The 13,523-nt window shown below is 36.3% G+C and carries 9 protein-coding genes, 1 tRNA gene and 4 pseudogenes; 5 read left to right on the top strand and 9 right to left on the bottom strand.

Annotated features, from left to right (window positions below; translation table 11 throughout):
• Nucleotides 1–58: 58 nt before the first annotated feature.
• Nucleotides 59–896: pseudogene (locus tag SRT_RS00700) on the bottom strand (ISAs1 family transposase).
• A gap of 422 nt (nucleotides 897–1,318) precedes the next feature.
• Here SRT_RS00700 and SRT_RS00695 point away from each other — a divergent pair.
• From SRT_RS00695 to SRT_RS00685, 3 genes and pseudogenes are all read left to right on the top strand, one after another.
• Nucleotides 1,319–2,437 carry an S-(hydroxymethyl)glutathione dehydrogenase/class III alcohol dehydrogenase gene (locus SRT_RS00695; protein WP_128832700.1) on the top strand — a complete coding sequence of 373 codons (1,119 nt, stop codon included), beginning with the start codon at nucleotides 1,319–1,321 and terminating at the stop codon, nucleotides 2,435–2,437.
• Nucleotides 2,438–2,447: 10 nt separating this feature from the next.
• The gene (gene fghA, locus SRT_RS00690) at nucleotides 2,448–3,290 is read left to right on the top strand and encodes an S-formylglutathione hydrolase (RefSeq protein WP_128832699.1); all 843 of its coding nucleotides are present in this window, start codon (nucleotides 2,448–2,450) and stop codon (nucleotides 3,288–3,290) included.
• A gap of 602 nt (nucleotides 3,291–3,892) precedes the next feature.
• Nucleotides 3,893–5,247, top strand: a pseudogene (locus tag SRT_RS00685) (hypothetical protein).
• A gap of 79 nt (nucleotides 5,248–5,326) precedes the next feature.
• Here the strand turns inward: SRT_RS00685 and lacD are convergent.
• The 4 genes from lacD to pfkB are packed head-to-tail and all read right to left on the bottom strand — an operon-like array spanning nucleotide 5,327 to nucleotide 9,153.
• Nucleotides 5,327–6,331 (bottom strand): tagatose-bisphosphate aldolase, encoded by a 1,005-nt coding sequence (lacD, locus tag SRT_RS00680; protein ID WP_128832698.1) that lies wholly within the window; start codon nucleotides 6,329–6,331, stop codon nucleotides 5,327–5,329.
• Between the two features lie 17 nt (nucleotides 6,332–6,348).
• Nucleotides 6,349–6,801 (bottom strand): PTS sugar transporter subunit IIA, encoded by a 453-nt coding sequence (locus SRT_RS00675; RefSeq protein WP_128832697.1) that lies wholly within the window; start codon nucleotides 6,799–6,801, stop codon nucleotides 6,349–6,351.
• A gap of 14 nt (nucleotides 6,802–6,815) precedes the next feature.
• A complete protein-coding gene (locus SRT_RS00670) occupies nucleotides 6,816–8,216 on the bottom strand; it encodes a PTS fructose transporter subunit IIC (RefSeq protein ID WP_128832696.1) in 1,401 nt (466 codons plus the stop codon).
• Between the two features lie 4 nt (nucleotides 8,217–8,220).
• A complete protein-coding gene (pfkB, locus tag SRT_RS00665; RefSeq protein WP_128832695.1) occupies nucleotides 8,221–9,153 on the bottom strand; it encodes a 1-phosphofructokinase in 933 nt (310 codons plus the stop codon).
• Between the two features lie 127 nt (nucleotides 9,154–9,280).
• Between pfkB and SRT_RS00660 the strand changes: the two genes are divergently transcribed.
• On the top strand, nucleotides 9,281–10,030 hold the full coding sequence (locus tag SRT_RS00660; protein ID WP_002263694.1) for a MurR/RpiR family transcriptional regulator: 750 nt from the start codon (nucleotides 9,281–9,283) through the stop codon (nucleotides 10,028–10,030).
• A 254-nt stretch (nucleotides 10,031–10,284) separates the two neighbouring features.
• Nucleotides 10,285–11,145 carry an Rgg/GadR/MutR family transcriptional regulator gene (locus tag SRT_RS00650; protein WP_128832693.1) on the top strand — a complete coding sequence of 287 codons (861 nt, stop codon included), beginning with the start codon at nucleotides 10,285–10,287 and terminating at the stop codon, nucleotides 11,143–11,145.
• A 22-nt stretch (nucleotides 11,146–11,167) separates the two neighbouring features.
• Here the strand turns inward: SRT_RS00650 and SRT_RS00645 are convergent.
• From SRT_RS00645 to SRT_RS00630, 4 genes and pseudogenes are all read right to left on the bottom strand, one after another.
• Nucleotides 11,168–12,385 (bottom strand): annotated as a pseudogene (locus SRT_RS00645) (MFS transporter).
• Nucleotides 12,386–12,531: 146 nt separating this feature from the next.
• A complete protein-coding gene (locus tag SRT_RS11305) occupies nucleotides 12,532–12,687 on the bottom strand; it encodes a class I SAM-dependent methyltransferase (RefSeq protein WP_230401488.1) in 156 nt (51 codons plus the stop codon).
• Nucleotides 12,688–12,691: 4 nt separating this feature from the next.
• Nucleotides 12,692–12,858 (bottom strand): annotated as a pseudogene (locus SRT_RS11300) (methyltransferase); the annotation flags it as partial.
• A gap of 416 nt (nucleotides 12,859–13,274) precedes the next feature.
• Nucleotides 13,275–13,347, bottom strand: a tRNA-Thr gene (locus tag SRT_RS00630).
• Nucleotides 13,348–13,523: the final 176 nt, after the last annotated feature.

Raw genomic sequence — 13,523 nt, 5'->3', positions numbered from 1 at the left:
TCTTTTTTAAAATTGTAGTCTCTCATCCATTTCCAACACATCCTTATTCTCCAAATAATTATTTCAAACAGACTTCAGGATGACTGGCAATAGACTTGGTTTTTCGTTTGTAGCTGAGATTTTTCTTTGGGAAAGATAAGGTTCTAAGAAGATGAAGGCAGATTTTTCGCAGGGCGTTTAAATTAGTGGCAGCTGTCTTATTCAAGGGCTGATTATGGTCCTCACGATAGACAATATCTAGCAGCCAGTGATAACTTTCTATAGCCCAATGTCTCCGGACACAGCAGGCAAACAATTCAACAGCTGCTTTAAAATTAACTATAAAATAGCGGACCTCTTCGCTCACTTCGCCATCTTGATCAATCCTATTGCGAGTCATACCGATTCCTTTTAACCGCTAAACAGTAGTCCGCTTTTCCTTCTACAATCGTTTGGACAATCTCTGTCTGTGTGCCCATGGCATCCATGGTAATGATGCTTTTTTGAATATCTAAAATACGTAATAATCGTGGAATGACCGTAATCTCATTACTCTTCTCTTCGACTTTTACTTGCCCTAGGCTCAGACGATTGTCACTATCTAAAGCCGTCACAATGTGGTTCGCTTTTTGAGTCTTGTTTCTATTTCCTCGCATCGTCTTTCCATCCAGAGAGAGCATACTAATAACTCTCTCATAAGTATCATGTGAGGGGCATCCGTTTGATAAATCGACATATTGGCCCAGATGTTCCTCATTCCACTCTACAAAATACGCAATCTCATACCAATTCTCAGCCCCTCCTAATTGAGAAATGAACACAAGAAAGAGAATTGTAGACAGGGAATAAGTTACTTTCCATGGTTGTCGTTTATCCAAACCTTCAACCCGACCCTCAATAGACAAAATAAAAAGCAATCATTGAAAAATATGAGTATGACAAAAACTGTAGCGATCAATTAACATATCAACATTCTTAGGATCGTTGTAATGAGTGAACTATCATTGATAAACAGAAAAAAGCAGCAAATAATTGACTTAAAGCGGTGCTTATATGTTAAGATAATACAAAAATCAGTTTATGGAACTTAGAATGATTTCTTATGCCATAACAATGGTCTGATTTTTAATAGACTTGTTGGGAAACTACCTATTTTCTTTAAGCAATGAGGGCGGGCTTTTTCAGGTCGTTACTTGAAAATAAGAACGCAATGAAACGGTGGAATCTGTTGCTTGTGTGCTGATCGCCTAAAACTGACGGCAAAAATCAAATCAATAGATAGAAATAAGCTGCCAAACAAGTCTAATAATAAATGAATAAAACGAAAAGGAGAAATGTTATGGATACTATCAAAACACGAGCAGCAGTTGCTTGGGCACCCAATGAACCCTTGAAAATTGAAGAATTGGACCTGATGATGCCACAAAAGGGAGAGGTTATGGTACATATTACAGCGACAGGAGTCTGCCATACCGATGCCTATACCCTGTCAGGAAAAGATTCAGAAGGGGTTTTTCCTTGCGTTTTGGGACATGAAGGTGCGGGTATCGTTGAAGCAGTAGGTGAAGGCGTAACAGAGTTTCAGGTCGGTGATCATGTGATTCCGCTTTATACAGCTGAATGCGGTAAGTGTGAGTTCTGCCTTTCAGGCAAGACCAACCTATGTTCAGCCGTTCGCGAAACACAAGGCCGCGGTGTCATGCCTGATGGTACCGTTCGGTTCTTCAAAGATGGGGAGCCCATTTACCATTATATGGGTACCTCAACATTTGCAGAATATACTGTTGTTTCAGAGTACTCTTTGGTTAAAATACAAGATGATGCACCGCTTGAAGAAGTCTGTCTACTGGGCTGCGGTGTAACAACTGGCATGGGCGCTGTTTTGAATACGGCCAAGGTCGAAGAAGGAGCAACGGTCGCCATTTTTGGCCTAGGCGGTATCGGACTGGCTGCTATTATAGGTGCTCGTATGGCTAAAGCCTCTCGAATCATTGCTATTGATATCAATCCTGATAAGTTTGACAAGGCTAGAGAATTGGGAGCTACTGATTTGGTCAATCCCAATGACCATGCTAAACCAATTCAGGAAGTCATTATTGAGATGACCAACGGTGGTGTTGATTATTCCTTTGAATGTATCGGAAACGTAGAAGTCATGCGGGCTGCCTTGGAATGCTGCCACAAGGGTTGGGGAGAGAGTACCATCATCGGTGTGGCACCAGCTGGTGCTGAAATTCATACTCGTCCATTTCAATTGGTTACAGGCCGTGTTTGGCGTGGTTCAGCTTTCGGTGGTGTTAAAGGCAAAACACAGTTGCCGGGAATTGTTGGACAATATATGGCTGGCGAGTTTGCATTGAGTGATTTTATTACCCATACCATGCCTCTAGAACAGATTAACGATGCCTTTGACTTGATGCACGAAGGCAAATCTATTCGCACAGTCATTCATTACTAAGAAGGTAGCCATGGAACAACTATCAAAAAATAAAATATTTGATGGCTGGCATGAGCGCTACAGCCATCAGTCAAGAACGACCAATACTGAGATGACCTTTGCTATTTATCTGCCGCCTCAGGCAGCAGATAAGAAGGTGCCTGTTCTCTATTTCCTGTCTGGTTTGACTTGCACAGATGAAAATTTTTCAACCAAGGCCGGTGCTCAGCAGTATGCTGCCAAATATGGCTTAGCCTTAGTCATCCCTGATACGTCACCTAGGGGTAAGAATGCAGCTGATGACGAAAGCTATGATTTAGGACAGGGAGCTGGTTTTTATCTCAATGCAACACAGAACCCTTGGTCACAGCATTATCGTATGTATGACTATATTGTAGAAGAACTGCCAGAGCTGATTGAAGCGAATTTCCCTGTAACGAATCAACGGTCCCTTTTTGGACATAGTATGGGCGGCCATGGCGCTTTACAAATCGGTTTAAAAAATCCAGATTGCTATGCTGCCATCTCTGCTTTTGCACCTATTGTCAATCCGAGCAATGTTCCTTGGGGAAAAAAAGCTTTCTCTGCTTATCTTGGCAAGGACGAGAAGACTTGGGCAGCCTATGACAGCAGCAAACTTGTATCACAGATGAAAAAGGCACAACCGATTTTGATTGATCAAGGCTTAGCAGATAACTTTTATCCAGAACAATTACAGCCAGAAGTTTTTGTTCAAGCTGCTGAGGCAAACGGAATTGATGTGATTTTAGATCTGCATGAAGGCTATGATCACAGTTATTATTTTATTGCCAGTTTTGTCGAAAAACATATCGCTTTTCATGCTCACTATTTGGGATTAAGGAAAGAAGTATAAAAAATTTGGGGGACAACAATTCAATAAAGTGTTTTAATCATTTCAGAAGTTGTATTCATAGTCTTTTTACAGTTTCCTTGGATGGTAGAGATGGCAAAATGAAACGCCAGCGCTTATAACTATTGCCTGCGTTTTGCACTAATTTAGTGTCATTCTAAACTTTAAATTGAAGGTTGTGAAATTCTCTCAATATTATTTTTGATCATTAAACTTTTTTATCACAACGGAAACGGTTCTTTTATTGAGGCTGGAACAAAAGTGTTCCAACCTTTTTTATTGTGCAGTGGTTGATTGGCATTTTCGCATTTTGGTTTTTAGGCTCAAGCCTTTAACAGTCCACTAGACTGCTAGCTTATCTCATTCCATGAATATCAGTCTATATAAATATCCACTTTGCGAAAACAAGACAACAAAATCGAAATGACGATTTCATGACAATGGATCATCTTTTGTCCTAGTACCCTCTATTTTGTTTTCTTGACTTGACTAAAATAACACAGTTGATACTTATTTGGGGAATTTACCAGTATGCTGAAACGGTTACTTGTACTTTCCAACAAGAGTCATTATAATGGTAGTAACTTTGAAAGTTGGTGACTTCCATGAACTCCGTGATAAAAACTATCGCAGCTTCGCTAGGGGAAGCCTTAGCAGAAGGTGCTGTTATTATTCCAAACATTATCTTTGCAGGACTTTTATATCAGCATTATGGGCAGTATCACTTTTTACTTCCCTTCGTTTTATTATACGCATTTGAAAAAGCAGGGGTCTTTGCCATACAAGGTTTTGGCGAATTGAAAAATCCATACAAAGTTTTAAGATGTAGCCTCCTACTAACTATTTTGGGAACTTGTCTTTGCTTTTTTGGTGATCTTTCCTTTTTATTTTGGGAATTGGGTGCTGTTTTAGTAGGACTTGGTTTAGCCAATTACAAGGCACTTTTCAAGACAATCAAAAGTATGTTGAAAGAAAAAATGAATGGTCCTATAAAGGAACAATGGTGAGGGCTTATCTTCTTTTAGGAATCACTATTTCATTATTTTTATATTTTCGCCATACTTCCATAACCTTAGTGTTTGCTTTCTTTTTGCTTATGTTGCTCACTTCATATGCTTTTATCTGTCAATTGGAACAAGAAGCCAACTTTAGCCAGCAGGTTCCTTTTGAAAGAAAACGAAAGGCTTATCTCCATTTTTTTCCAGCCATTGGTATGCTGCTCTTTTCTTTTTTTACAAGATTACTTAAACAGACAGCTAATACAAACTATGCTTTGTATATTGGACTTTCTCTTTGCTTATTTATCATTATTGGTCTGCTTTTTAAACCCTTACATTTTTCTCAACAAGCTTTATTTACTTTATGGTTTGGTGCTGCCAGAAACTTTTTAGTCATCTATAGCCTTATTTACTTTATAGCTATTGATAAACTGTATATGGTTGGACTCTCTTATACAATGCTTATTCTAGGCTTAATGCTCTCTATGACAAGCAGAAGGAAATTTCAACAGATCATAAACCCATCTTATTTTACTATCGTTTGTTTACTGGCTAGTACAGCAAGTTTTTTATTACTTTTATGGCCCTCAACTTATCTCCTAGGTATTTTGCTAAGCTCTGCTTTTATTGCTAGCGGCAATCATTTCCTTCTCCAAGAATTTACAAGAGATGAAACGCTACCGCTTTTAGAAAGAAGAATTACTCATTCCAAATTTTACGGACTGGGTGCTATTATGCAACAAGTCATTTTACTATTAACTTTGATTGGAGTCTCTTGGAGTCAACATCAATACTCAGCCTTAAGCGCTTACGCATTCTCCAGAAATGTTAAGAATTTAGAAGCTGTTTTCTTTTATACAAGAGTCATTTGCCTAATTTTCATTGGGGCTATTGGAATTGGTCTGATAAAACGACGTTTATCCCATCTAGCCAACAACAATCAAAAAAGAAAGAATAGTTGATTTCATAAAAAGGATTATTCATAATGAACAATCCTTCTTTTATATGACTATTTAGCTTTTCATGCAATAAGATTTATCATTATTCCTTAAAAACTGGACCAACTGACACTTTTTCTGTCCAAGGTGATGCGGTCGTTTTTAAAACCTTGTTGAGTTCATTAATATTTTGCAAGCCGCTAGTCCGTAACCATTGACGTGCTACTTTCTTTCCTTCTTCAATATAAACCTGAACAGATCCTGCCCATGTGGCACGTCCGCAAAGGACACCATTAAATTTAGCACCTGCTTCATGCGCAAAAACAAGCGTTTCTTGAAAAAGCTCTGCACTCACACCAGCGCTTAAGTAAATATAGGGTAAATCTGTTGAAGCCTCCTGTTCACGAAAAGCTTGTGCTGCCTCTTCCTTACTATACACTACTTCACCTTCAGCAAACCCTTCGACGTATGACATATTAACAGGCACTTCAACCTTGAGAACATCTATGCCAAAACGCTCAGCTGAAAAAATTTTCATAGCATCATTGACTTTATGCGCTTTCACTTTAGCAAATTCAACACTTGAATTATCTGAGATTGTTTCGTCGTAAGTGAGTATTTCAAGAAAGAACGGCATAGCTTCAGCCTGACATTCAGAGCCGATGCGCTCAATGTAAGCTTGCTTTTGCACATTAACTTGTGGATTTCCATCAACATCATAATAGAGCAGGAATTTAACAGCGTCAGCACCTGCTTCTTTCAGCCGCTTAACAGACCAGTCCACTAAACAATCTGGCAAACGACTGGTTGTGGTTGTATCATACCCTGTTTTTTCATATGCTAATAGGAGACCCGCCTCCCTATCACGCGCTTGCGCAGCTGGCAAGCCGTATTCAGGATCAAGGAGAATAGATGAAGCATAGGGTGTTAATTCTTCTGAGACCAGCACTTTCAGTTCTTCCATTTGAGCAACTGTTGGTTCCTCCATCTGATATTGTGCCATCAAACGCTTCAAGGCACCGCGTTGGTCAAAGGCTAGGGCTGAAATAATGCCATTTGAATCACTGACTTTTGCTAAATAGTGACATTTTTGTTGTGATAGAACCATAATTCTCCTTTCATTGATTAAGATGTTACATCTAATTTTTCAGTGAAAAGTGCTTTTAATTCTAAAACAGTATCAGCTTCTTTAATACTCTCTTTAAAAGCCTTATTCACCAGCAAACGAGCAACTTGAGATAATACTTTTAAGTGCGTTGTCCCTGCTTCTTTTTCAGGGATGAAAAGTGCTATAACATAGTTAATTAGCTGTTCGTCCATGGAATGCCATTCAACACCCGTCTTAAGTTTTAAAATAGCAATACCTGGTTTGACTATACTTTTATCTTTAGCATGAGGAATGGCAAAGCCTTCCATCATACCCGTGGTGCCTTCAGATTCCCGCAATTTTAAGGATTGAATAACAGACTCTGTATTGTTAGCGTAACCATTGTCTACGATTAAAGTTGCTAAGTAGTGAAAGACCTCATCCTGAGATTCAAATGTTAAATTTATTTTTATCAAATTTTCATCAATCATTGCCTGCCTCTTTCTTAACCTTTTGTTTTTTCATATTTTGACTTTTGAATGAGTCCCATAATCAGACCTGCCGCTATAGCACCGATCATGATAGCAAGTACCCAAAGGAAGGCATGAGTAACAACTGGCAGTACCAAAAAGCCGCCATGAGGAGCTGGAACCTTAACTTTCCACATATAGGTTAAGACAGCCGCAATAGAGGAACCTAGCATGAAGGTTGGTAACATGCGAAGCGGATCTTTAGCTGCAAAAGGAATTGCTCCCTCGGTAATATGAGTGGATCCTAAAATAAGATTAGCCAAACCAGCATTACGATCATTCTCATCATAGTATTTTCTAAAAACAGTGGTCGCAACAAAAGTAATGAGTGGAGGAGTAATACATGCCGCTGATACACCAGCCATAAAAGTTGTATTTCCTTGTGCAAGTAAAGCCGTACCCGTAACGTAGGCCGCTTTATTAACAGGACCACCCATGTCAAATGCACACATGCAACCAACAATGACACCAAGAACCAATGGATTAGCATTTTCAAAAGCCCCTAGCCATGCCATTAAACTCTTATTAACCCAAGCCATAGGTGAATTAACAACAGCCATAACCATTCCTGTCAAAAAGACACCAAATACAGGATACAAAAAGATTGCCTTTAAGCCATCCAATGATTTTGGTAATCTTTCAAACAGTTTCATGAGCCCTAACACAATGTAACCTGCAGCAAAACCAGCGATAATACCACCTAAGAAGCCTGAGCCGCCATTCACTGCCATCATGCCGCCAACAAAACCAGCTACAAAGCCGGGGCGTTTTGCAATAGACTCTGCAATATAAGCAGCTAGAATAGGAGTCATAACACCCATTGCAACACCACCAATATCTGTTTTCAGCAGTGCTGCAAACCAATTATATTGTTCGCTTTTAGGATCAAAAGAATAGATACCAAACAAGAAAGAAATAGCTACCAAAACACCACCAGCAACAACAAACGGTAACATATGGGAAACACCATTCATTAAATGTCTATAAATTTGCCGTCCAAAACTTTCTCCCTCAGCATCTAAAGAAAGCTCTGCATTTTCTATTTTAGTGCCACCTTTAATTTGTCCTTTGCCAGCTAAAGCATCTGCTATTAATTGGTCTGCTTTTTTAATCCCATCAGCAACAGAAACTTCAATAACTCTTTTTCCAGCAAAACGTTCTGCTTGAACATCCTTGTCTGCTGCAATAATAACAGCTTGGGCACCTGCTATTTCTGCAGGAGTCAATTCATTTTCTACTCCTACTTGCCCATGGGTTTCAACCTTAATAGAAACACCTTTTTCCTTGGCAGCTTGTTCTAGAGCTTCTTGTGCCATAAACGTATGGGCAATACCAGTAGGACAGCCAGTTGCTGCAATAAGTTTAAATTCTGACATAATCTTACTCCTTTATTTTTTTAACCATAATTTGTTCTTCTAATTCATTGACATCGCTAAAGTCTGTGATACCACTTCTAAAAGCCGTTGAAGAACCAGCAGCTACACTTTTTGCTAATACCTTTTCTAAAGATTCCTGTCTGATGAAACCTGCCAAAAAGGTCCCCAATAAAGTATCCCCTGCACAGGCTGTGTTCACCACCCTTCCTCTAGGAGCATTAGCCTGATAAACATTGAAGTCGGAATCAACAAAAATAGCTCCATTTTGTCCTAAGGACAAAAGAACATGACGCGCTCCCTTGACAATTAATTGCTTAGCATAAGAAATCAATTGTTCCTCTTCCAATTGATTTTTGCCAAACCAAGTAGCTAATTCCTCCTCATTTGGTTTCAACAAAAAAGGATGAAATGATAAGCTATCCATAATGATACAATCACTCACATCAAAAATAAGATTAACACCCTTTTCGTAACATAATTTAGCAATATCATATAGGATTTGCGATGGAACACCTCTGGGTAGGCTGCCAGATACAACAAGATAATCTCCTTTTTTAAATTCAGAAATTTGCTGTAATAGCCTGCATTGAGCAGCTTCATTGACCAAAGGTCCCTGATTGACTAATTTAAATTCCTGACAGGTAGCATTTACTTTAGTAAAGACATTAATTCGTGTTAGTCCTTCTACTTCAACAAAAGGAGCAGCTATTCCTTCAGCTTCTAAATTGTCTGCGACATATTTTCCTGTAAAACCTCCCGAGAAACCAAGAGCCGTATTCTCAAGTCCAAGTCTTTTCATAATGAAAGAAACATTAACGCCCTTCCCATTTGCCTGAATATCATCTGATAAAGCACGATTAACCTTAGACTCATACAGGTGTTCTGTCTCAATAAATAAATCAATGGCTAAATTCATGGTACATGTATAAATCCCCATAAATGTTTTCCTTTCTAATTTAGTTGCAATTTATTATCATATCCTGTATATTTATGATAGCACTTTCATTTAGAATGAAAATTCTAAATAAATCATTAAAAAGAAAAATTTTTCTAAGGCGACTTATATGAAAAACAACAAGAAATTAACCGAAACAGAAGAATACACTTGGCAATATATCACCCGTGATTTCAATGAAATTGGAAAATTGAATATTTCTGAACTGAGTCAAGCCATTAATGTTTCAAATGCGACCATCATTAGAACGCTTAAGAAAAAAGGATATGGCGGTTTTTCAGAATTTAAACACGAAATAGAACAAAAGAAAAATAACAGCCTGCACGTGTTAACTAATAAATCTTTAAAAAAAGATACCAGACGTTCCATCATTAAAAATTATCAAGAAGTCATGCGGACACTTAATACACTGGATGTTACCGCCATAGAAGAAAGTATTTTAATGATTGAAAAGGCACAGCGCATTATTATCTTTGCTAGGGGATTTTCAGAACTTATTGCTTCTGAAATGCTCGTCAAATTTCAGCTGCTCAATAAATACTGCGAATTACATACTGACCCTAATATTATTCGCCCAGTCAGTGCACGGTTAACATCAAAAGATCTTGTTCTTTTTATTTCCCTTAATGGCGAAACGGTTGCTTTAGTCGATGCTGCCAGAAATTGCATTAAAAATAGGGTTAAAACCATTTTATTGAGCGCTAGTGAAAGCAGTTCTCTAGCTCATTTAACCTCACTACAATTAATAGGTTTTAAAACAGAACTATCTTACTTTCCAGACTATGAAGTCCACTCGCGCTTACCACTTTCTATCCTTTCGCGCATTCTCCTAGATGCTTATGCCGCTAGTTTAAATTGAATGATTATCTAGCTCAAAGCAAAAAAGTAAAGAACAAACGTAATGTTCTTTACTTTTTTAAGTCTTTTTATCTCTATGCCGATTGCAGAAATATTTTTCTTTGCAAAGAATGGTATCTTAATTTTATTTCTCAACAATTAGCTACGTTAGAAATTAAGACTTATACTGATTTTATATGACATCATTTTCAATTATCAAAATGTTATTTTTTTGCTAAAATAGATGGTGTTAACAATAAGTAAAGGAATAATATTTTGACTAAATTAGATTCGTTTCATCTAGGAGAGCTTTATAGGGAACTGCGAGTAGCTAGAGGTCTGAAAATGAAAGATGTAGTTAGTGATAAATTGTCGCAGGCACAATTATCTAAATTTGAAAACGGACAAACGATGTTGTCAGCGGATAAATTACTGACTGCAATATCGGCTATACACATGAGTTTTGCTGAATTTGAGCATGTCTATTATCAATATGAAGACAGTTCCTTTTTTAAACAAGCTAAGTTAATTTCCAAATACCATTCCAATAAAGATATTGAAAGCCTTGAAAAGCTTCTAATAATTCATGATGATAATTCCGAAACTTATGATGTCTATGATAAACTCAATAAACTTGTTATTCGTTGTGTAATTCATGATTTAAACCCACAATACATTCTCTCAGACGATGATAAAGATTTCATCACAACTTACCTTTATAGCATTGAAGAGTGGACAGAATATGAATTGTACATTTTTGGCAATACTTTACAAGTACTATCAGATAGTGACCTTATATTTCTTGGCAAGGCTTTTATAGAAAGAGATTCATTATACTTATCCATTCCAAATAATAACTATCGAACTCAATTAGTTTTGCTAAATATTATCTTTGTGTTATTAGAAAGAAAACAAGATTATTATATTAGCTATTTTATGAAACATCTAGAAACGATTCTGACGTATCAAGACATGTTTGTAAAGACCGTACTTATATTTTTAAAAAAAGTTTTAAACTATCGAGAAGGAAAAGGGACTCATTTAATAGATTTAAAAAAATATATTCATGATGTTGAAGAGCTAGGGCATGAAGATGTTGCAGAATTTCTCAAAGATAATATTGTTAATCTACTATAAGATAAAAAGAACACTTGACAACTCAAGCGTTCTTTTTTGCTAGAAATAGACTAATGACTATCAATAATAAAGCATAAACAATAAAGCCAGAGTAAGCAAGCGGCATACTAATAGTTGACAGCATCGGAAATAGCAAGCTTGTTAATGGGGGGGCGATTACTAAGAGAGCGTTAACAGTTGTAATCATTCCACCAATTCTTTCGACTGGGTAACGATTAACCACATCAGCAGAAAATCTTGGAGCAACAATTCCTAATAAGAAGGCAAGACTACTATTAGCTAAGAAGATTATCCAAATACTATTAAGATTAAAACCAACACCTATTAGGAGAATCATCATGTCAGACCAGATATTGATATGAAAAATAGAATATTTTCTAAGCATTTTTGACGTTAAGCTATTTCCAAGTATCATAGATAATGTCATAATTCCTGATAAGAGAGAAATCTTAACAGGATTACTTAACAGAACGAGTTCATTATTGCTTTTTATAAATAGAGCAAATATAGGAGTTAAACCTCCAAAAAATCCATTAAGCATTGCTAATTGAATGAGATTAATTAGTAATATCTTGTCAGATAGAAAAGAACGTAAATTTTCTTTAACAACTAGAAATGTCTTCTCATGTTCAACTATTTTAGTTTGTCTTCTTGTTTTTTAGAGGCGACTTAACCGACCAGTAAAGCAAGGCAACAATTAGGAAAATGAGGGCATTTAGCATCGCTAATGAACTTTCTGTATAAATGGTTAGCAATGATGCACCAATAAAAGTTGCAAAACGGTAACTAGTTGTGTCCCAACACTGATAAAACCTTGTGCTTCTTCCATATCTTCTGATTTAATTAGTATTTTGGTAAAAGGTGAAAATAGCGCGGTTGAGTAATTCCCACTAATATCAGAAAGCAGATTTAATAAGGAGGCAAATACAACTAAAATCAAAGTTGGAGGATATTTAAAAATAAATCCTATACCAATATACATGACTGCTCTGAAAATAGAGCTTCCTATCAAATGTCTTAGTTTTTGCCTTTGTCTATCAGCTACTACACCTAAAAATAAACTAATTAAGATGGGGAGAGTTTCTGAAGCTGATACTATCATAACTGCTATGCTTCCATTTGGAAGAGATGTTGCTGTCGTTAGCATTGCTGTATAGAATAGTTTATCTCCAATCTTTGATATGAGATTAATGCTGGCAAGTTGAGTGAAGAGTTTATTTTTCTTAAAAAAATTGAACATTGATTCTCCATTATAAAACGAGGTATATTATAATAATTTGTATTATGCAATGATAATAAGACCTTGTTCTGCTGCCATAGTTCTTCACCTCCTTCAAATAGACTTTTCCTAATGTTACGCAATAATGATGAGACCTTGTTCCGTAGTCATATGCTCATTCCCTTTCCTTTATTGTTTATTATTGATTTTTGAGCAGTATTTACTGCTTCGGGATTTATATCGACACCATCCACCATGTAACCTTCATCATTTAATTTTTTTACATGTCGACCAGTACCACAACATAAATCTAAAATAGTCATATCGTTTTTCGAAGTGGCTTTTAAATAATTATTCTTCAAAAAACGAATTTGTGATTCTAATTCTACATTTAATAATTCTGAATATACTTTTGAGTAAGAATAATCAAAAAAATCATTTATATCATCATTTGATTGAGCTTTTTCAAAACCTCTCATTTGTTCTAGTTCCAAATTAACACCTCAAATCTTTATTACGTATAATATCACAAAAAATAACTATAACACTTTTTATTCAAATATGAATATTAAATATCGATAATTTTCATATTTGAGAAAAATGGTTACCAATTGACATATAAAAAAGATTGAAGAATAATGTTTCTTCAATCTATAATTAAATTAGCGGTCTCTATGTCCTATATTTTCTCTTTAAGATAGGTAAGCGTTTTGGGGAATCGATTCAGAGGCCATTGCTAAAATTTTAAGACAAAAAGATATTTCTATGTTGGTAGTTGTTTATGGGTATACCCTATAAGAAAAAATCGAGCAAGAATTTAAAGTTGTTAGAACGTTACTATGATTTCCCAACAAAATACTTTTAATTAGCGAAAAAGCCCAATTCAAGGGCTTTCCATCTTGTATTTTTATGCCGATTGCAGGACTTGAACCTGTGACCTACGCGTTACGAGTGCGTTGCTCTACCAGCTGAGCTAAATCGGCTAACATTAGTATTTTACTATTTCTAAAAATTTTGTCAACAAAAATAGATAGTAATCCTTTAAGAATCTCAAGAGTTTAAAACTCTTCTACTAAATAACTAATAATCTCATTCTTTTCTTTCCATTTCCACAAATGATATAACCCTTTCACTATCATAGCAATGAAAACAAGTGAAC

The organism is Streptococcus troglodytae (assembly GCF_002355215.1).
GTDB classification, from domain to species: Bacteria; Bacillota; Bacilli; order Lactobacillales; family Streptococcaceae; genus Streptococcus; species Streptococcus troglodytae.
Note: the sequence above shows the minus strand (reverse complement) of the source record. Positions and strands in the feature narration are given on the sequence as shown.